Genomic DNA, 20,674 nt, shown 5'->3' on the forward strand with positions numbered 1-20,674 from the left:
CTGTCGCGCGTGCCGTCAGGCGAGATTGCCCTGGCACAGATACTTGATGGCGAGATAATCGTCGAGGCCGTACTTCGACCCCTCGCGCCCATAGCCCGACTCTTTGACGCCGCCGAACGGCGCAGCTTCGCTGGCGAGCGCGCCTTCGTTGATGCCCACGATGCCGGCCTCGAGCGCACCGGCCACCCGCTCGATGCGGCGCAGGTTTTCACTGTAGAAATAGGCCGCGAGCCCGAACGGCGTGTCGTTGGCCCGCTGGACAACTTCGTCTTCCGTCTCGAAGCGGAACAGCGGTGCGACGGGACCGAACGTCTCTTCGCATGTCAGCGCCATGCTTTCGTCGGCGTTGATGAGCACCGTAGGCGCGTAGTAGTTGGGCCCCAGCACATCGAGCCGCTTGCCGCCTGTCGTCACGTGCGCGCCCCTTGCGACGGCATCGTCGACATGGCGGGCGATTTTCTCGACCGCCCGTGCATTGATCATCGGGCCGATCTGCGCCTGATCGTCGGTCGCGGGCGCCACCTTGAGTGCCGCAACGGCTTCGGTCAGCATGCCCGCGAAACGCTCGTACACACCGGCCTGCACGTAGATGCGATTCGGGCACACGCACGTCTGTCCGCCGTTGCGGAACTTGGCCGCCATCAGGCCCGCCACGGCAGCCGGCAGATCCGCATCGTCGAACACGATGAACGGCGCGTTGCCGCCAAGCTCCAGCGACAGTTTCTTGAGCGTGCCGGCGGACTCGCGCGCGAGATGCTTGCCGACCGGCGTCGAGCCGGTGAACGTGATCTTGCGCACGCGCGCGTCGGCCAGCCATTCGGCGACAGCGCTCACGCCCTGCTCTCGCGACGCGGCAATCATGTTGAGCACCCCGGCTGGCAGACCGGCATCTTCTGCCAGATACGCCAGCGCAAGCGCCGTCAATGGTGTGTCTTCGGCAGGTTTGGCCACGACCGTGCAACCGACAGCCAGCGCCGGTGCGATCTTGCGCGCGATCATCGCCAGCGGGAAGTTCCACGGCGTCACCGCCGCCACGATCCCGATCGGCTCCTTGACTGCCATCATGCGCTTGCCGCGCGTCTGCGTCGGGATGATGTCGCCGTACACGCGCGTCGCCTCATCGGCGAACCACGCCACATACGACGCGCCGTAATTGACCTCGCCACGCGCCTCGGCGAGCGGCTTGCCCTGCTCCATCGAAATCAGCCGCGCAAGATCCTCGCGATGCCCGATGATCGCGGCATGCCAGCGGCGCAAGAACGCGGCACGCTCGGCCGGCAACGTGGCGCGCCACGCCGGCAATGCGCGCTCGGCAGCGTCGACCGCAGCGCGGGCATCGGCCGGCGCGGCGTCGGCCACTTGCGCAATGGTCTCGCCCGTGGCGGGATTGGTCACGACGAAGCGTCGCCCGGTGACGGCATCCTGCCATTCGCCATCGACTATCTGTTGCGTGCGCAGCAGTTCGGTGCGCGTGAGTTCCAGCGTCATATTGCATTCTCCGGTTGCTTCATCGATACCGCCGCACGAAAACGCACAGCGGTATCGGTATCAAGGTCATCGTTGCAAAAGGGGCCGATGACTCGCCTGACGAACAAGACAGGGACGTAGAGGGCCTGAGAAATATCGGTGCGTGTCAGGCGCTCAGCACGGCGGCGATCGCCTCGCCGACTTCGGTCGTGCTGGCGGTACCGCCCATGTCGCCCGTGCGCGGGCCGTCCTTGATGACGGCGCCAATTGCCGCGACGATCGCGTCGTGCGCTTCGCGCGCGCGGCCCTGACCCTTGCCCAGAAAGTCGAGCATCATCGCTGCGGTCCAGATCATGCCGATCGGGTTGGCGATATTCTTGCCGGCGATGTCCGGCGCCGAACCGTGTACCGGCTCGAACAGCGACGGGAAGTTGCCTTCCGGGTTGAGGTTGCCCGACGGGGCGATGCCGATCGTGCCCGTGCAGGCAGGGCCCAGGTCCGACAGGATGTCGCCGAACAGGTTGCTCGCCACCACCACGTCGAAGCGATCCGGATTCAGCACGAAGCGTGCACACAGAATGTCGATGTGCTGCTTGTCCCACTTCACGTCCGGATACTTGGCAGCCGTCTCGGCGGCGCGCTGATCCCACCACGGCATCGAGATCGAGATGCCGTTGCTCTTGGTCGCCACGGTGATCTTCTTGGCCGCGCGTTGCTGCGCCAGTTCGAATGCGAACTTCATCACGCGCTCGGTGCCACGGCGCGTGAACACCGATTCCTGCACGACGAACTCGCGGTCGGTGCCCTCGAACATCACGCCGCCGATCGACGAGTACTCACCTTCGGTGTTCTCGCGCACGATCATGAAGTCGATGTCGCCCACTTTGCGGTTGGCGAGCGGCGACGGTACGCCGTCGAACAGGCGGGCCGGGCGCAGGTTGATGTACTGGTCGAATTCACGACGGAACTTGAGCAGCGAGCCCCACAGCGAGATGTGATCGGGCACCGTGTCGGGCCAGCCCACCGCGCCGAACAGGATCGCGTCGACGCCTTCGAGCTGCTGCTTCCAGTCGTCCGGCATCATCTGGCCGTGCAGCGCGTAGTAGTCGCAGCTAGCCCATTCAATGTGCTGGTACTCGAGCGGGATGCCGAAGCGGCGGCTAACCGCGTCAAGCGCGCGCAGGCCTTCGGGCATCACTTCCTTGCCGATGCCATCGCCCGGAATGACGGCGATACGGAACGGGCGAGAAACAGTGGCAGTCATGGTTGTCTCCTGAAATGTCCAAAACGATCGATGGGCTGAGCATCGGGTATGTGTGAAGTTTATTTCACCAAAAACCGAATAGAATCCACCTAACTGTTGACCAACTATCCACGAAGTGTGAATAAAGCATGGCACTGACCTCTCCCGCCCTGTCCGCCTCGCCGAATCTCGACGACCTGCGCGTGTTTTGCCTCGTGGCGCGCAAGGCCAGCTTCTCTGCCGCCGCAGACACATTGAACGCGTCGCCGGCCTATGTGAGCAAACGCGTCGGCATACTCGAAGCGTCGCTGGGCACCAAGCTGCTGCACCGCTCCACACGCCGCGTCACCATCACCGATGCCGGCGAACGTGTCTATGCCTGGGCCGAGAAGATTCTCGACGACGTGCATCATCTGATCGAGGACGTCTCGACCACCCGCCAGGTGCCGCGCGGCATGTTGCGTGTATCGAGCAGTTTCGGCTTCGGGCGGCACATGGTGGCGCCTGCCATGTCGCGCCTGCGCGAGCTGCATCCGCAACTGAACGTGCGGCTCGATCTGTTCGATCGCATCGTGGACGTCGCGGCCGAAGGATACGACCTCGACGTGCGCATCGGCGACGACATCGCACCGCATCTGATTGCCAAGCGACTGGCGGCCAATCACCGTGTGCTGTGTGCCTCGCCCGCCTATCTCGCCGAGCACGGTACGCCGCGACAGATCGACGATCTGGCCGGGCACGCCTGTATCGCCATCAAGGAGCGCGATCACCCGTTCGGCGTGTGGCGCTTGTCGCATCGCGGCGAGACGGTGTCGCTCAAGGTCACCGGCCCACTGTCGACCAATCACGGCGAAGTGGCCGTGCAATGGGCGCTTGATGGGCAGGGCATTCTGCTACGTTCGATCTGGCAGGTGCAGCCGCTGCTCGAGGACGGCACGCTGGTGCAGGTACTGCCCGATGTGACGCAGCCCGCTAACGTGTGGGCGGTCTATCCGACACGACTTGCCGGGTCGGCGAAAGTCCGCGCGTGCGTGAACTTCCTGTCCGAGGAATTCAGTCATTGGGAAGGCGGCATGGGCGTGCCCGCGTCGACACGCTGAGATGCGGGTGAGTCGGCTGCCCCCCGATGTGCTCAGCCTCGCGGAGCGAACAGGGATTCGAGCGGATACTGCGTCTTGACGAACGGCGACTTGATGATGACGTAGCTGAAGTACTTCTCGATGCCAATGTCGCGCTCCAGCAGCCCTTCGATGATGCTTTGATAGTGACTGACGCTGCGCGTGACGAACTTGAGCAGGTAGTCGTAACCGCCGCTGGCGAGATGGCACTCGACGATTTCGTCGACATCGCGAATGGCGTCGACAAAGCGGATGAAGTCCTCGCGGCGATGATCCGCCAGGGTCACTTCGGTGAAGACCAACTGAACGTCGCCGAGCTTTTCAAGCTGAATCTGCGCACCGTAGCCGGCGATGTAACCGGCTTTTTCAAGGCGCTTGACGCGTATCAGGCACGGGCTCGGCGAGAGGCCGACGGCGTCGGCCAGTTCCAGGTTGGTAATGCGGCCTCGCTTTTGCAACTGCGAGAGAATGCGCAAGTCGATACGGTCAAGTTTGCAGTCCGTGCCCATCGTCGTGTCTTCGCGCCCGCAGGGGCTTGGTCAATCGTAGATCGTCAACGATCTTAACACAGCGCTAACGCGCCACAAGCCCCCGCACGAGGCCGCCCATCATGCCGTCGAGCCCCTGCTCATGCGGCTTTCCGGGCCCCCTGCGCGGCGCTCACCGCCGCCTTCACGGCGTCGTCCTGCAGCACTTCGTCGAGCGTGGCGCGCACGCGATCGACCATCAGCGAAACGTCCTGCGCGGTGAAACACAACGCCGGTGCGAAGCCCAGGATGTTGTCGGCGAACGCACGGAAAATCACACCGTGCCGATACGCCGCCGAAGCGATCTTGTCCGACAGTTTCACCGCCGGATCGAAGCGCGCCTTGGTGGCCTTGTCGGCCACGAGCTCTACCGCACCGAGCAGACCGAGATGGCGCGAGTCGCCGACCATCGGGTGATCGAGCAGCGAGTCGAGCCCCGCACCGAACACCGGCGCCACCGCCTGAGCGTTGGCCAGCAAGCCGCCTTCGTACAGTCGGATGACTTCGAGCGCCACGGCGGCACTCACCGGATGCGCAGAGTACGTCTGCCCATGCCCGACAACGGCGCCGTGCTCGCCCTCGGCGATGGCCTGATAAATCGCGTCGCTCATGAGCACGGCCCCCATCGGCGCATAGCCTGAGGTCAGGCCCTTGGCCACGGTCATCATGTCCGGCTCGACCTGTTCGATCTCGCACGCGAACATCGGACCCGTGCGGCCGAAGCCCGTGATGACCTCGTCGGCCACGAACAGGATATCGAGGCGTTTGCACGCGTCGCGCATGGCCCGCAGCCAGCCCTTCGGCGGCACGATCACGCCGCCCGAGCCCTGTACCGGCTCGCAGAAGAACGCCGCCACATAATCGCTGCCGCCGAGCGCCGCCACTTTCGCTTCGAGCGCCGCCACACTGGCATCGATCAGCGCCTGGCCGTCACGCCCCAGCGGATCGCGATAGGCGTACGGCGACGGCAGATAGTGCTGCGTCGCCAGCGGCACGTCGAAGCCGCGGTGGAACGACGCCAGTGCCGTGAGCCCCGCGCCCACCGACGAAGCGCCGTGATAGCCACGCTCCAGCGAGATGAAATGCTTCTTCTGCGCACGGCCTGTGACGTTGTAGTAATGCGTGATGAAGCGCAACGCAGCGTCGACCGCGTCCGAGCCACCGAGCGAGAAGTAGACGTGCTGCAGCGAGCGCGGCGCGATCGAGACCAACTTCTCGGCCAGTTGTGCGGCCGGTGCGCTGCCGAAGTGGAAATAGCCGGTGGCGTACGGCAGCTTCGTCATCTGTTCGGCCGCCGCCGCAACGACGCTCTGCTGCCCGTAGCCGACGTTCACACACCACAGCCCCGCGAAAGCATCGAGCAATTCGTTGCCGTCGATGTCGCGCAGGTAAGCGCCGTGACCGGATTCGAGCAACGTCGCACCGCGCTGTTCGTGGGCGCGATAGCTGACGACGGGATGGATCAGATGCCGGCGGTCGGCATCGAGAAGCGCTTGCTTGGCCATTGGATTCTCTCGGCTTGTCGATGGAAGGGGGTGAACACGCCTTCCATACTAGAGAGTCGCCGGCACGCACGCGCCGCCAAATAATGCCGAAAAAAGAATGTGCGCCGCGTATTTTCGGCGCACGCAGCATTTTCTGCTGTGCGGGGTCCGCCCAGATGTCAGTAGCCCTGGCTGCGATCGATCTGACCGATCATCGGCAGCCCGTCGCGATGCCGGCGCAGGTTGTCGAGCACCACTTCCACGGCCGTCTCCGGACGCGTGGCGCTGGCGATATGCGGCGTGATGCGCACGTTCGGGTGAGCCCACAGCGGATGCGACGCCGGCAGCGGCTCCGGATCGGTCACATCGAGAATGGCATTTGCCAGATGACCGCTGTCGAGCAGCGCCAGCAGATCGTACTGATTGAGATGGCCGCCGCGACCGACATTGATCAACGATGCCCCGCGCGGCAGCCCCGAGAGCAGACGTTTGTCCAGAATGCCGCGCGTTGTTGCGGTGAGCGGCAGCAGGCAGATGAGATAGTCGGTGCGCGCAAGAAAGGCGTTCAGCGACGCGTAGCCGGCATAGCAATTCACGCCCTCGACCTCGCGCGGCGTACGGCTCCAGCCGGCGCAATCGAAGCCGAAGCGACGCAGTTCCCCCAACACGGCCTGCCCAAGCATGCCCAGGCCGAGTACACCGACACGGCGCTCGCCGGCGGGCACCACCGTCAATTCCGTCCACTCGCGTGCCGCCTGCTGGCGGGCATACGCAAAGATGTCGCGATGCAACGTCAGCACGGCTTGCGTGACGTACTCCACCATGCCCTCGATGATGCCGGGCTCGACCATGCGCACCACCGGCACATGCGCCGGTATCAGCGACAGGTCGAACTGGTCGATGCCGGCCCCGGTCGAGAACACCACTTCGACGTTAGGCAGCAGCGAATGCAAGTCTTCGGGTGGCTTCCAGGCGGCGAGGTATCTCACATCGCGGGCATCGCCCACGTCGGGCCACATGCGAAAGCCCGCCTCGGGGGCACGCTCGGCGAACAGACGCGCCCAGACGGCGCCGCGCGCCGGATCGGCCTTGTACAAAAACGACATTGCCCGCCCCCCCCTGTCAGCCGATGGCCTGATTGATGATGGCGAACTGGCGGAATTCGTCGTCGCTGCGCGGCACACCGTTACGGGCCATCTTCACGACGGTATCGACACGCGCCAGCCCAAGCGACGCAAGCCAGTCGGTCAGCCCGCTGTCTGCCGGTGTATCAATCCGCACGAAGCGGCCTTCGTGCAGCGTCAGCCAGTGCGCGATCATCGCCTCGGCGCGCTGCTGCGCCAGTGCGTCGCCACCCTTGCGGCTCACCACCACCGGGCCGATCACGAAGCCGCGGCCGAAACGGCGGAACAGCGAGAAGCCGAGCAGTTCGCCATCGTGCTCCAGCGCGATGCCATCGGCGATATCGAGCAATGCCGGCAGAATGCGACGGCGATCGAGATCGCTGGCACGGCTGGCGAGCACGATCAGGCGCTCCGGATCGTTGGCGCCGAGCGGGCGCAGCCGCTCGCCGGGCGGCAGCTCCATCAACGGCGGGCGACGGGCGGTGCCCTGGTGCTGATCGATCTTGCCGATGGCGGTGAAGCCAAGTTTTTCATAGAGCGGCTGACCGGCCGGCGTGGCGTGCAGCACGGTCGTGCGCGAGCCGAGCGCGTCGAGCATGCGCTCCATCAGTTCGCGGCCGATGCCTCGGCCCTGCCGGTCTGGCGAGACGATGACCATGCCGAGCGAGCCACCTGACTCGCCGTACTGCCAGTACAGTGCGGTGCCAACGACCTCGTCGCCGTCGAGCGCGACGAAACCCTGCCCCTGACGCAACAGAAAGCGCCAGTCGTCGGGTTTGTGCGGCCAGCGCGCGGCGCTGGAAAGTCGATGGCCAGCCGACACATCGGCCGCCGTGAAGGGCCGGTAGACGAGCCGGGATGATGCTGGGAATTCGGACACGCCGAGCCTCCTTGGAGCATTGCCGGATACAGGGTGAGCATGGCTCACGACGCCTTCACTATGGCGACCCGCCCGATCATTGCATAGGACGATCCTGTTATTCGGCGCCACAATCCCGCGCGACGAAAAGAACGCGACAAAACGTGTCGCGCATGCACCGAAAACCATTGCCTCATGCGGTCTGCGCATTTGTTTCGGCGCAATCTGCCACGCGCCTCTGACTACCATGACACAGGGCAGCACCGCACGGCCCTACCCCACATCGCTCCCGTTCCCAACCAGATCGCCTGTCGGCCCGGACCGTGCGCCGAGGCGGCCCCGGAGAATCAGTATGGACAGTTTCGATCCCGCCCAGGTCAGCATCCGCAGCGGACATTTCATCGACGGCAGTCTCGTCGACGCCGGTAACACTTATGCCGACGTAATCTGCCCGTCCAGCGGGCGCCCCTACGCTGCGCTAGCGATGGCCGACGCCGACATGGTCGATCATGCGGCCAGTCGCGCGTGGCACGCCTTCCGTCACAGTGGTTGGGCCACCTGCGCGCCGCGCGAGCGTGCCCGCGTGCTGCGCCGTCTGGCCGATCTGGTCGAAGGCGATGTCGCCACGCTCGCGCCGCTCGAAGCCATCGGCTCGACCCGCCCGGTGCGCGACGCCGCAGCCTGGGATGTGCCGTACACCGCCGAATGTCTGCGTTTCTACGCCGAGCATGCCGACAAACATGGCGGCGAGGTGGCGGCGACAGACCCGTCGCTGCTCGGCATGACCATCACCGAACCGATCGGCGTGGTGGGGGCGATCGCGCCATGGAATTTTCCGTTGGTCATGGCGATCTGGAAGGCGGCGCCCGCGCTCGCCGCCGGCAACGCCATCGTCATCAAGCCATCCGAAATGACGCCCTTTTCCGTGCTTCGACTCGCCGAACTCGCGATCCAGGCGGGTGTGCCTGCCGGCATCTTCAACGTGATACAAGGCGACGGACGTGTGACCGGCGATGCCTTGGTGCGTCATCCCCGCGTGGGCAAGGTCACGTTCACCGGTTCGACCCGCACAGGGGCGGCCATCATGACGGCCTGCGCACAAACCGGCACCAAGCCGGTGACGCTGGAGCTTGGCGGCAAGAGTCCGCAGGTCGTGTTCGCCGACGTGCCCGATCTCGACGCCGTCGCACGACGCATCGCCATGGGCATCACAGGCAATGCCGGACAAGTCTGCAACGCCGGCTCGCGGCTGCTCGTCGAGGCTGGCATCGCCGACGCGTTGATCGAGCGCCTTGCCCCCATCTTCGGTGCGTTGCGCCCGGGGGCAACGTGGGCGGCCGGCACGACGCTCTCTCCCATCATCAGCGCAGCGCAGGCGCAACGTATCGGCGGACTCGTCGACCGGGCGGGCAGCGCCGGCGCCGACGTGGTATGCGGCGGCAAGCCGATCGACGGCGGCACCGGTGGCGCCTGGTATGCCCCCACCATCCTGCGCAGCGTCGACGCGCACGCCGAGATCGTGCGTGAGGAAGTCTTCGGGCCGGTGCTGACCGTGCAGACCTTCACGACCGAAGAAGAAGCGCTGCAACTGGCACAGCATGAGGACTACGGCCTGGCCGCAGGTGTGCACACGGCCAACCTTGGCCGCGCCATGCGCATGGTGCGCGGCATCGATGCGGGCAATGTCTGGGTCAACCGCTACGGCCGGTCGTCGGACTTCGTGCTGCCCACCGGTGGTTTCAAGCGCTCGGGGCTCGGCAAGGACCTCGGCCGTCAGGCATTCGAAGCCAACCTGCGCAGCAAGGCCGTGCTGATCGATCTGAACGGCTGAGCGAATGAACAGACGCGGCGCAGCGGGTGCGTGAACGTTCACCGTTCGCTATTGACGGGCTCGCGCACCGCAGCCGGACAAACGATGAAACAGCGCACGACGCTTCCCGGCAATCAGGTATCCGGGTTACTACCGAGCTAAAAAAGCGCGAAGCATATCGTGCTGTTCATGCCCCCTAAAACGCATGGAATTCTATGTTTGCACCGGGCATTTCAACGCGAAGCCAAAATTTTGATTTGGTTTAATTTTTCACATGGATGTCGCAAAACGCGCATCCCGACACGGGCGACTTCGACGCAGCCCCCTTTCTTTCGCCCGGGAACCCCCAAGGGTTCGCCCTTCACTGAGGACAGAGATCATGATCGACTTCGAGCCGAAATTCATCACCTTCGATTGCTACGGCACACTGGTTAAATTCCGCATGGCCGACATGGCCCGCGAAATTTACGGCGACCGCCTGCAAGGCGAGGCGATGGATAACTTCGTGAAGCTGTTTGCCGCCTATCGCCGCGACGAAGTGCTCGGTGCCTGGAAGCCCTATCGCGACGTGGTGGTCGACTCGGTGCGCCGCACCTGCGAGCGCACCGGCGTGACCTTCAAGGTCGAGGAAGCCGAACGGTTCTACCTGGCCGTGCCGACCTGGGGTCCGCACCCGGACGTGCCGGAAGGTCTGTCGCGCCTTGCCAAGAAGTACAAGCTGGTCGGCCTGACCAACGCCGCCAACGAGCAGATCATGAGCAACATCGAGAAACTCGGTGCGCCGTTTCACGCCGTGATCACCGCGGAAGAAGTCGGTGCCTACAAGCCGCGCATGCAGGGCTTCGAATACATGTTCAAGAAGCTCAATGTGCAGCCGCACGAAATCCTGCACGTGTCCTCGAGCCCGCGCTACGACCTGATGACCGCACATGACCTGGGCATCAAGCACAAGGCGATGGTGCTGCGCGGCCACGAACCGGAAGCGCCGTTCTACGAATACACGCCGGTCAAGGACATCGTCGACCTAGCCGTGCAGCTCGGCTTGTAAGCCGCCGTTCGCTCCCCCCGTTTGTCTCGTCCCCAGACTCTCACCACGCCAATGAAACTCGAATCGTACTGGCTCGATACCGCACCACGCTTCCTCGGCGCCCAGGAAGGTCCTGTCGAGGGGCGGACCGACGTCGCCGTGATCGGCGCGGGCTTCACCGGCCTGTCGGCCGCGCTGGCGCTCGGCAAGCGTGGCGCGTCGGTGACGGTGCTCGATGCCGGTCCGATCGGCGGTGGGGCCTCGGGACGCAACGGCGGGCATTGCAATACAGGCGTGGCGCAAGACTACGCGGCACTGAGCGCACAGCTCGGCGCCGAGCGCGCCCGGGACTGCTATCGCGCGTACGCCTCGGCCGTCGATACGGTCGAGCGCGTCATTCGCGAGGAAGAGATCGACTGCGACTACAGCCGCCGCGGCAAGCTCAAGCTGGCCGCCAAGCCTCATCATCTGGCGCATCTGGAAGCTACGGCGGCACTGATCGCGCGCGACGTCGATCCCGACGTGCAGTTGATCGGCCGCGCCGACATCGGTGACGAAATCGGCTCGGACGCCTTCTACGGTGGCCTGCTGCAACGTCACGGCGGCCAGATGCATATGGGCAAGTTCGCGGTCGGGCTCGCCAACGCCGCCGTCCGTCAGGGCGCGCGCATTCACGAACACGCACCGGTCTCCCAGATCGTCAAGCAGGGAGACGGCACGTACCGCGTCGTCTCCGGGCGCGGCGACGTGATCGCCGCTCAGGTGCTGGTGGCCACCGGCCCGTCGCGCCACGGACCGTTTGGCTGGTACCGGCGCCGCATGGCGCCGGTCGGCTCGTTCATCATCGTGACCGAACCGCTCGGCAGCGACATGCTCGACCGGCTGCTGCCCAAGCGTCGCGCTTACGTCACCAGCCGCCTGATGCACAACTATTTTCGGACCACGCCCGATCATCGGCTGGTGCTCGGCGGGCGGGCTCGCTTCACGGCGTCCGAACAGCCGTCGGATGTGCGCAGCGGTCGCATCCTGCGAGCCAACCTCGTTCAACTGTTTCCCTCGCTCGCCCAGGCCCGCATCGACTACTGCTGGGGTGGCCTGGTCGACATCACCGCCGACCGGCTGCCGCGCGCAGGCCAGCACGACGGCATCTACTTCTCGATGGGCTATAGCGGGCACGGCACACAGATGGCGACGCATATGGGCCAGATCATGGCCGACGTGATGAACGGCGACACCGCAGCCAATCCGTGGCGCGACTTCGACTGGCCGGCGATTCCGGGACACACGGGCAAGCCGTGGTTCCTGCCGCTGGTCGGCGCGTATTTCCGCATCAAGGATGTTTTCTATTGATTCAACCGGCGCTGCGGCGTCGCGAAAAACTGGCAACCCCGATCCTTCGGCAACCCCTACGTGGAGATGTGCAATGAAATCAGAAAAATCGGTCAACGGTGTCGACGCGCTCTGTACACCGGATGAGAGCCTGAGCCAGCGAGGCACCCAACGCCGCGATCTGCTTCGCGCGATGGCTGCCGGCGGTCTGCTGACAATGGCGGGCACGGGATTGCTGACGGCCAGCGGCCAGGCTTTCGCCCAGACGCCCAAGCGCGGCGGCAAGATTCGCGTGGCGACGCAATCGGCGTCGGCGGCCGACACGCTCGACCCCGCCAAGGGCGCACTGGCCACCGACTATGTGCGCGCCAACATGTTCTACAACGGCCTGACCGAACTCGACTCGAAACTCGGTGCCAAGCTCGCATTGGCCGAATCGATCGACACCAAGGACGCCAAGGTCTGGGTCATCAAGCTGCGCAGCGGCGTGCAGTTCCACGACGGCAAGACCCTCACGCCGAACGACGTCGCTTACTCGATTCTGCGGCACAAGGACCCTGCCACGGCCTCGAAAGCGAAGACCCTGGCCGATCAGATCAAGGACGTGAAAGCCACCGGCCCGAACGAAGTCACCATTACGCTCGAAGGCCCGAACGCCGACCTGCCGGTGATTCTCGCCACGTCGCATTTCCTCATCATTCAGGACGGCACCAAAGACTTCAAGAGCGCCGTGGGCACCGGCCCGTTCAAGGTCAAGGAGTTCTCGCCAGGGGTGCGCACAGTAGGCGTGCGTAACGAGAAGTACTGGAAGTCGGGCCTGCCGCATCTCGACGAAATCGAACTGATCGGCATCGGCGAGGAATCGGCGCGTGTGAATGCATTGCTGTCCGGCGACGTGCAGCTCATCAATTCCGTAAGCGCACGCTCGACCGAACGCATCAAGAACACCCCGGGCTTCGCCGTGCTGGAAACCAAGACCGGTCAGTACACCGACCTGATCATGCGCGACGAAGGCGGCATCACGGGCAACGCCGATTTCCGCCTCGGCATGATGCATCTGTTCGACCGCGAACAGATTCGCAAGACGGTGTTCCGAGGCTTCGGCGCCATCGGTAACGATCAGCCGATCGATCCGAGCAACCGCTACTACATGCCCGGCTTGCCGCAACGTCCGTTCGATCCGGAGAAGGCCGCGTTCCACTTCAAGAAGGCAGGCCTGACAAGCTCGCCGTTGCAGGTCTACGCGACCCCCGCCGCCGAAGGCTCGGTCGAGATGGCCATGCTGCTGCAACAGGCCGCGCCGAAGGCCGGCCTGAACCTGCAGATCACCCGCGTGCCGGCCGACGGTTACTGGGCCAACCACTGGATGAAGCACCCGCTCACGTTCGGCTCGGTCAACGCCCGCCCCAGCGCCGACGTGCTGCTCACGCAGTTCTTCCGCTCCGACGCGCCGTGGAACGAAGCCAACTGGAAGAACCCGAAGTTCGACCAATTGCTGGTGGCCGCACGCGGCGAGCCGGACGACGCCAAGCGCAAGGCGCTGTACGGTGACATTCAGACGCTCATCCATCAGAACGGCGGCATCGGCATCCCGATGTTCCTGTCGTCGCTCGACGGGCACACCACCAAGCTCAAGGGCCTGGGCTCGATCCCGCTGGCCGGGTTGATGGGCTTCGCGTTCTCCGAGCACGTCTGGCTCGACGCGTGATGCCGGCAGCGGCCGCGCCTCCGGGTGCCGGCCGCTGATGATCCTCTGGGCTCGCGCTTGCGCGCAGCCGATGCAGGTGAAGTTGCAGTAGGAAGTGTGCGGTGCGCGCGGCCTCATTCGGCGCGCACCGGTTGGGCACCGACGTTCCCCCACGCGCGGTGTCGTATCTACCGGAGACGTTTCCGATGAAAGCCCAGGTGCAACGACTTGTCGCAGCACGCTTCGGCCTGGCCCTGCTGACACTACTCATCGTGTCGGCGATCGTGTTCACGATCACGGCCCTGCTGCCCGGCGACGCCGCTCAGATGGCGCTCGGCCAGGCCGCCACTCCCGAAGCGGTCACTGCGTTGCGTCATCAACTCGGTCTTGACCAACCGGCCATCACGCGCTACTTCCAGTGGCTGGCCCACATGTTCGCCGGCAATTTCGGCGATTCGATGTCGAACAACCTGCCGGTCGCGCAACTCATCGCCACGCGCCTGCCCAACTCGCTCGTGCTCGCCGGCCTCACCACACTGGTGTCGGTGCCGCTCGCGCTCGGTATCGGTGTGGCCGCCGCCATGTGGCGCGGCTCGCTGCTCGACCGCGCGCTCAATGTGCTGACGCTGGCGGTGGTGGCCGTGCCCGAATTCCTCGTAGCCACCGTCGCCGTGCTGATCTTCGCCGTGAAGCTGCGCTGGCTGCCCGCGCTGTCGTACCTGTCGTCGGTCAACTCGTTCGACGATCTGCTGCGCATCTACGCGATGCCGGTGATGACGCTGTGCTGCGTGATCGTCGCGCAGATGGCCCGCATGACGCGCGCGGCCGTGATCGACCAGCTGAGTTCGTCTTATGTGGAAATGGCCGTGCTCAAGGGCGCATCGCCGATCCGCATCGTCTGGCGTCACGTGCTGCCGAACGCCGTCGGGCCGATCGCCAATGCCGTGGCGCTGAGCCTGTCGTACCTGTTCGGCGGCGTGGTCATCGTCGAATCGATCTTCAACTATCCGGGCCTCGCGAGCCTGCTCGTCGACGCCGTCACCAACCGCGATTTGCCCCTGGTGCAAGGCTGCGTGATGGTGTTTTGCACCGCCTACCTCGCGCTCGTGCTGATCGCCGATCTGTGCGCTGTCGTCTCCAACCCGAGGCTCCGTCAACGATGAACATCCGACACCGCTCCCCCGCGACCGCAGCCAAGGCTATCGTTCCCGCCATGTCCGTACCCTCGACTTCCGACGCCGTCACGGCGCCCGCTCCCACTCGTCCCGGCCTGCTTGCCCGTCTGCGCGAGCGCGTGTCGTGGCTCGGCATGATCGGCGGCACGCTGGTGCTGTTCTGGTTGCTGATCGCCTGTATCGGGCCGTCGATCGCCCCGCACCAGAGCGGCACCATCACCTCCGGCGATGTGTTCAGCGCCTACAGCGCCGCATTCCCGCTCGGCACCGACTATCTCGGCCGCGACATGCTCAGCCGCATCCTGATCGGCACGCGCTTCACCGTCGGCATTGCGCTGGCCGCCGCCGTACTGGCCAGCGTGATCGGCACCAGCTTCGGCCTGCTCGCCGCAGTCTCGCCGCGCTGGGTGGACGAAGTGCTCTCGCGCATCTTCGACGCCCTGGTGTCGATCCCGAGCAAGGTACTGGCGCTGGTGGTCATCGCCGCGTTTGGCTCGGGCAATGCGCTGCTGATCGGCGTCGCCGCCTTCGCCTACATTCCCGGCGCGTTCCGCATTTCGCGCGCACTGGCCGTCAACCTGATGACGCTGGAATACGTGCAGGTCGCCCGCGCCCGTGGCGAGAAGCTCTTCTATATCGCCCGCGTGGAAGTGCTGCCTAACATGATCCATCCGATGCTTGCCGACTTCGGCCTGCGCTTCGTGTTCATCGTGCTGCTGCTCTCCGGCCTGTCGTTCCTGGGCCTCGGCGTGCAACCGCCCAACGCCGACTGGGGTTCGCTGGTGCGCGAGAACATCGGCGGTCTCTCGGAAGGCGCCCCCGCCGTGCTGATGCCGGCCATCGCCATCGCCTCGCTGACCATCGGCGTGAACCTGCTGATCGACAACCTGCGCCGGCGTGGCGCCTTCGGCCCGGGAGGTGCGAAATGACCGCCACCAAGACTCACGTCGATTCGTCTGCCCCCATGATCGACGTGCGTGGCTTGCGTGTGATTGCGCGCAGCCACGGCACTACCACCGAAATCGTGCGCGGCGTCGACTTCTCGGTTCGTCGCGGCGAAGTGCTCGCGCTGATCGGCGAGTCGGGCTCCGGCAAGACCACCATTGCACTGTCGCTGCTCGGCTATGCCCGCAGCGGCTGCGAAATCGCCGGCGGACAGATCCGCATCGGCGACATCGACGTGCTCTCGCTCGACGATCGCGCCCGCCGTTCGCTGCGCGCCCGTACCGTCGCGTACGTCGCACAGAGTGCGTCGGCCGGCTTCAACCCGGCGCGCACGATCATGGATCAGGTCATCGAGCCCGCCCTGCTGCACAAGACCGCCAGCGCCGCCCAGGCGCGTGCCAAGGCCATCGAGCTGTTCCGTGCGCTGGCTTTGCCGTCGCCGGAGACCATCGGCGCACGTTATCCGCATCAGGTCTCGGGCGGGCAGTTGCAGCGGCTCATGGCGGCCATGGCGCTGATCACCGATCCGGCAGTCGTGGTATTCGACGAACCGACCACCGCGCTCGACGTGACCACGCAGATCGAGGTGCTCGCCGCCTTCAAGAAGGTGGTGCGCGAGCTTGGCACCACGGCCGTGTACGTGTCGCACGATCTCGCTGTCGTGGCACAGATGGCCGATCAGGTCGTCGTGCTCAATGGCGGCACCGTGCGCGAGACCGGCACCACCGCCAAGGTGCTGCACAGCCCCGACGACGCCTACACCCGCGAGTTGCTGGCCGCACGCCGGCATGACGGCACACCACCGGCCCCGGCAAGTTCGTCCAAGGGAACCGTGCCGCTGCTGGAAATTCGCGGGCTGCATGCCGGCTACGGCAATCGCGACCGTCATGGCCTGCCCGCCGTGCGCGTGCTCGACGACGTCAGTCTGCGCATCGAAAAAGGGAGTGCCGTCGGTGTGATCGGCGAATCGGGCTCGGGCAAGACCACGCTCGCACGCGTGGTCGCCGGGCTCGTACCGCGCGCACGCGGCGAAGTGCTGTTCGACGGCCGCGCGCTGCCCGACACCTTGAGCGAACGCACGGCCGAACACTATCGCCGCATCCAGATCGTTTTCCAGAACGCCGACACCGCACTCAATCCGAGTCATTCGATCGCCGACATCCTCGCCCGTCCGCTCAAGCTCTATCACGGACTCAAGGGCGATGCCGCGAAGAAGCGTACGCTCGCCCTGCTCGACCGCGTACGCTTGCCGGCCACGCTGCTCGATCGCACGCCCGGTGGCCTGTCCGGCGGTCAGAAGCAGCGTGTGAACCTGGCGCGCGCGCTGGCCGCCGAGCCGTCGTTGATCCTATGCGACGAAGTGACGTCGGCACTCGATACCGTCGTGGGTGCCGCCATCATCGATCTGCTCGCCGAGCTGCGTCGCGAGCTTGGCCTGTCGTATCTGTTCATCAGTCACGATATTTCGACCGTGCGCGCGATTTGCGACGAAGTCGTGGTGCTGTACGCCGGTCAACGCGTGGAATCCGGTGCACGTGAGGTGCTGAGTTCGCCGCCGTGGCATCCGTACACTCGCCTGCTCATCGATTCGGTGCCTGCGCTGCGCCAGGGGTGGCTCGACGAACGCCGCGCGTGCCTCTCGGGCGCGCTGCCGCCGCTCGGCACCGCTGCCGATGTTGCCGAGCTGTGCGCGTTCCGCTCGCGCTGTCCGGTGCGCATCGACGGCAAATGCAACGTCACGCCGCCATCGCTCAAAGTGCTTCAGAACGGCGCTGCCATCCTCTGTCATCACGCGGCCGACGATCTCGATACGTTGCAGAGCGCAACGCTGGCGTCGCGCGAGCCGGAGATGAGCGCATGAGCCCACTGCCCGCCCCGGCACGCTTCGTGCGGCTAGCCGAAACGGACCGGCCCGCCGTGATGCTTCGCGTCGACGCGAAGCCCGTTCAAGCGTATGAAGGCGACACGCTGATGGTCGCCATCCTGAGCTTGCAAGGCGCGCTGCGCGATGCCGAGTTCGGGCCCGAGCGGCGCGCCGGCTTCTGCGTCATGGGCGCCTGCCAGGATTGCTGGGTGTGGACGCGCGACGGCGGACGGTTGCGCGCCTGCACAACGCCAGTGGCCGCCGGCATGGATATCGTCACGCGACTGGTTCGCCGTGGTGACGACGAGACCGCGCCGATGCGCGCGGCATCGGAAACCGGAGGGGATCTATGGCCGCTCGCGTAGTGGTGATCGGCGCGGGCCCGGCCGGCGTGCGCGCCGCTGCCGCGCTCGTCGAGGCGGGCGTGCGTCCGGTGGTGATCGACGAAGGCCGGCGCGACGGCGGGCAGATCTACCGCCGTCAGCCCGAAGGCTTCCGGCGCAGTTATACCGCGCTGTATGGCACCGAGGCAGACCGCGCTCGCCACCTTCACGAAACCTTCGACGGGCTGCGCCCGCATATCGACTACCTGCCGGAAACGCTCGTATGGAATATCCGCGATGGCGCCGTCCATCTGGCCAATGCGCAAGGCGCGTCCAGCGTGGCATTCGACGCGCTGCTGGTGTGCACCGGTGCGACCGATCGGCTCATGCCGGTGCCTGGGTGGCAGCATGCCGGCACGTACAGTCTGGGCGGCGCGCAGGTCGCGCTGAAATCGCAGGGCTGCGCCGTGGGCGCACGTACCGTGATGCTCGGCACCGGGCCATTGCTCTATCTGCTCGCCGCGCAATATGTGAAGGCGGGGGCCACCGTTGCGGCCGTGCTCGACACCTCACCCGCCAGTGCTCGCCTGCGCGCGCTGCCACAATTGCTCGCCAAGCCGGGCGTGCTGCTCAAGGGCGCCGCGCTGCTGCGTTCGTTGCGCGCGGCCGGCGTGCCCTTGCATCGCGGCGTGACGCCCGTGCGCATCGACGGTGACGCCGAACTCGGCGTGCGAGGTGTGCACGTGAACCTTGCGGACGGCACCGCACTGCACGTCGAGACCGACGCCGTGGCGATGGGCTTTCATCTGCGCCCCGAAACACAAGTGGCCGATCTCGCGGGATGTGCCTTCGATTTCGACGATGCGCTCGGTCAGTGGGTGCCGCGCATCGACACCGACGGGCGCAGCAGCGTGCCCGGCGTTTATCTGGCCGGCGACGGGGCCCGCGTGCGCGGCGCCGACGCCGCCGAGTCTGCGGGACGGCTCGCTGCGTTGGCGGCCATGCGCGATCTGGGGGTTGCCCCGAAGTTCGACGATTCCGCGAAACTGCGTGACGCACTTGCCCGTTTCACACGCTTTGCAGCAGGGCTGCGCACGGCCTTCCCGTGGCCGGCACAACACGCCAGACAACTACCCGACGACACCGTGGTCTGCCGTTGCGAAGGCATTACGGCCGGGCAACTGCGGCAGGTGACGCTGCAAGCCGGTGCCACGGAAGCCAATCGTGCCAAAGCGTTCTCTCGTGTGGGCATGGGCCGCTGTCAGGGGCGCTTCTGCGCGCATGCCGGCGCCGAAGTGATGGCAGGTGCGCTGGGCGTGCCCGTGTCGGCGGTCGGCCGGCTGCGCGGACAAGCGCCGGTCAAACCGCTGCCGGTCGCGCTCGCACCAGCACCCGCTTGCGCGGAGCACGCATCGACAGGTGCCGCCGACGCGGTACATACGACCTCCACGGAGACCGCATGACGACGTCCGCCTCGCCCACCGCCCAGGCAGACGTCCTGCTGATCGGCGGCGGCATCATGGGTTGCAGTACGGCATTCTTCCTGCGCCGGCACGGGTTGTCGGTCATCCTGCTCGAACGGCAGATGACCGGGCAACAGGCCAGCGGCACCAACTTCGGTGGCGTGCGGCGGCAAGGCCGCGCCTTGCCGCAACTGGCGATGTCCAATCGTGCACTGCGCATCTGGTATGCCGCACGCGATCTGCTCGGCAGCGACGTCGAATTCCTGCCGTCGGGACATACGCGCGTGGCCTATCACGCGCACGACGCCGACTATTTCGACAACTACGCCACTGCCGCGCGCGAGTACGGGCTCGACCTCGAAGTGCTGCACGGTACAGCGATGCGCAAGCGCTTTCCGTTCCTCGGTCCCGAAGTGTTGGCGGCATCGATTTCGCCGCTCGACGGGCATGCCAACCCGCGTCTGGCCGCGCCCGCCTTTGCGCGAGCGGCCGCTGCGCTCGGCGCCGATATTCGGGAGAACGTGTCGGTCCGGCATGTCGAGAAGACCCCGACGGGCTTTCGCGTCGAGACGACCGACGCTCAGGTGTTCCATGCGGGGCGCCTCGTCATCTGTGCCGGTGCGTGGAGCAATGCGCTCGCGACCCAGTTCGGCGAATCGGCCCCCCTGAGCGTGCACGGTCCGCAAATGGCCGTCACCGAACCGGTGCCCTACGTGTTCCGCTCGTCGATGGGCGTCTATACGTCGATCAAGGAAGAGAGCATCTATTTCCGGCAGATTCCGCGCGGCAACATCATCCTCGGCGGCGGCCCGCCCGGACCTGCCGATGTGGACACGTCGCGCGCCGCGGTGCTGCCCGAGAACACGTTGGGGCAACTGCACCAGTTCCGCCGGCTCGTACCGGCGGTCGCCCCGCTGCACATCATCCGTGTGTGGAGCGGTGTCGAGAGCTATCTGCCCGATAGCGAACCCGTGATCGGCGAGAGCGGCACCACCGACGGGCTCTACTACGCGTTCGGTTTCTGCGGCTCAGGCTTCCAGATCGGTCCCGGTGTCGGCGAAACGCTCGCGGAGCTGATCGCTACCGGCCGCACTGAAATCGATCTGCAACCGTTCGCGATCCGGCGCTTCGCCCGTCGTCAGGACGACGATACGCCCGGTGCCACGCCCGCCCCCAACCCCAACGCTACCCCCGCGCCCTCGGCGACTTCATCATGAATCCGCGCTCAC

17 protein-coding genes are annotated in these 20,674 nt (G+C 65.8%); 11 read left to right on the forward strand and 6 right to left on the reverse strand.

What is annotated here, in order from left to right; translation table 11 throughout:
* Positions 1-15: 15 nt before the first annotated feature.
* A complete protein-coding gene (locus PCO31110_RS01325; RefSeq protein WP_010804999.1) occupies positions 16-1,488 on the reverse strand; it encodes an NAD-dependent succinate-semialdehyde dehydrogenase in 1,473 nt (490 codons plus the stop codon).
* Positions 1,489-1,633: 145 nt separating this feature from the next.
* Positions 1,634-2,731 (reverse strand): tartrate dehydrogenase, encoded by a 1,098-nt coding sequence (locus PCO31110_RS01330; protein WP_010804998.1) that lies wholly within the window; start codon positions 2,729-2,731, stop codon positions 1,634-1,636.
* Between the two features lie 128 nt (positions 2,732-2,859).
* Here PCO31110_RS01330 and PCO31110_RS01335 point away from each other — a divergent pair, with 128 nt between their 5' ends.
* Entirely contained in the window at positions 2,860-3,810 is a 951-nt protein-coding gene (locus tag PCO31110_RS01335; RefSeq protein ID WP_281350587.1) for a LysR substrate-binding domain-containing protein, read from the forward strand.
* Positions 3,811-3,842: 32 nt separating this feature from the next.
* On the opposite strand, the gene PCO31110_RS01340 is transcribed toward PCO31110_RS01335, so the two are convergent.
* The 4 genes from PCO31110_RS01340 to PCO31110_RS01355 all read right to left on the reverse strand — a co-directional run bounded on the left by PCO31110_RS01340 (position 3,843) and on the right by PCO31110_RS01355 (position 7,843).
* Positions 3,843-4,337 (reverse strand): Lrp/AsnC family transcriptional regulator, encoded by a 495-nt coding sequence (locus PCO31110_RS01340; RefSeq protein ID WP_010804996.1) that lies wholly within the window; start codon positions 4,335-4,337, stop codon positions 3,843-3,845.
* Between the two features lie 119 nt (positions 4,338-4,456).
* Complete coding sequence (locus tag PCO31110_RS01345) at positions 4,457-5,860, reverse strand: aminotransferase class III-fold pyridoxal phosphate-dependent enzyme (protein WP_150689449.1); 1,404 nt, start codon at positions 5,858-5,860, stop codon at positions 4,457-4,459.
* Positions 5,861-6,018: 158 nt separating this feature from the next.
* Entirely contained in the window at positions 6,019-6,945 is a 927-nt protein-coding gene (locus tag PCO31110_RS01350; protein ID WP_150689450.1) for a 2-hydroxyacid dehydrogenase, read from the reverse strand.
* Positions 6,946-6,961: 16 nt separating this feature from the next.
* Positions 6,962-7,843, reverse strand: a complete 882-nt coding sequence (locus tag PCO31110_RS01355; RefSeq protein ID WP_246189693.1) for a GNAT family N-acetyltransferase — start codon at positions 7,841-7,843, stop codon at positions 6,962-6,964.
* A gap of 331 nt (positions 7,844-8,174) precedes the next feature.
* Here PCO31110_RS01355 and PCO31110_RS01360 point away from each other — a divergent pair, with 331 nt between their 5' ends.
* From PCO31110_RS01360 to PCO31110_RS01405, 10 genes are all read left to right on the forward strand, one after another.
* Entirely contained in the window at positions 8,175-9,653 is a 1,479-nt protein-coding gene (locus PCO31110_RS01360) for an aldehyde dehydrogenase family protein (protein ID WP_150689451.1), read from the forward strand.
* A gap of 358 nt (positions 9,654-10,011) precedes the next feature.
* Positions 10,012-10,680: a haloacid dehalogenase type II gene (locus PCO31110_RS01365; protein WP_010804991.1), complete on the forward strand. Its 669-nt coding sequence runs from the start codon at positions 10,012-10,014 to the stop codon at positions 10,678-10,680.
* 51 nt (positions 10,681-10,731) lie between these two features.
* Positions 10,732-12,009 carry an NAD(P)/FAD-dependent oxidoreductase gene (locus PCO31110_RS01370; protein ID WP_150689452.1) on the forward strand — a complete coding sequence of 426 codons (1,278 nt, stop codon included), beginning with the start codon at positions 10,732-10,734 and terminating at the stop codon, positions 12,007-12,009.
* A gap of 73 nt (positions 12,010-12,082) precedes the next feature.
* Entirely contained in the window at positions 12,083-13,696 is a 1,614-nt protein-coding gene (locus PCO31110_RS01375; RefSeq protein WP_010804989.1) for an ABC transporter substrate-binding protein, read from the forward strand.
* 185 nt (positions 13,697-13,881) lie between these two features.
* On the forward strand, positions 13,882-14,838 hold the full coding sequence (locus tag PCO31110_RS01380; protein ID WP_150583220.1) for an ABC transporter permease: 957 nt from the start codon (positions 13,882-13,884) through the stop codon (positions 14,836-14,838).
* On the forward strand, positions 14,835-15,779 hold the full coding sequence (locus tag PCO31110_RS01385) for an ABC transporter permease (RefSeq protein ID WP_174979267.1): 945 nt from the start codon (positions 14,835-14,837) through the stop codon (positions 15,777-15,779). The genes PCO31110_RS01380 and PCO31110_RS01385 overlap by 4 nt, the downstream gene beginning before the upstream one ends.
* Positions 15,776-17,656 carry an ABC transporter ATP-binding protein gene (locus PCO31110_RS01390; protein ID WP_246189694.1) on the forward strand — a complete coding sequence of 627 codons (1,881 nt, stop codon included), beginning with the start codon at positions 15,776-15,778 and terminating at the stop codon, positions 17,654-17,656. The genes PCO31110_RS01385 and PCO31110_RS01390 overlap by 4 nt, the downstream gene beginning before the upstream one ends.
* Positions 17,653-18,024: a (2Fe-2S)-binding protein gene (locus PCO31110_RS01395; protein WP_010804985.1), complete on the forward strand. Its 372-nt coding sequence runs from the start codon at positions 17,653-17,655 to the stop codon at positions 18,022-18,024. The genes PCO31110_RS01390 and PCO31110_RS01395 overlap by 4 nt, the downstream gene beginning before the upstream one ends.
* Positions 18,009-19,445, forward strand: a complete 1,437-nt coding sequence (locus PCO31110_RS01400) for an FAD/NAD(P)-dependent oxidoreductase (protein WP_150689453.1) — start codon at positions 18,009-18,011, stop codon at positions 19,443-19,445. The genes PCO31110_RS01395 and PCO31110_RS01400 overlap by 16 nt, the downstream gene beginning before the upstream one ends.
* Positions 19,442-20,662 (forward strand): NAD(P)/FAD-dependent oxidoreductase, encoded by a 1,221-nt coding sequence (locus tag PCO31110_RS01405; RefSeq protein ID WP_150689454.1) that lies wholly within the window; start codon positions 19,442-19,444, stop codon positions 20,660-20,662. The genes PCO31110_RS01400 and PCO31110_RS01405 overlap by 4 nt, the downstream gene beginning before the upstream one ends.
* The last annotated feature ends 12 nt before the right edge of the window (positions 20,663-20,674 follow it).

The sequence above is a fragment of the Pandoraea communis genome, from assembly GCF_902459745.1.
Classification (GTDB): Bacteria; Pseudomonadota; Gammaproteobacteria; order Burkholderiales; family Burkholderiaceae; genus Pandoraea; species Pandoraea communis.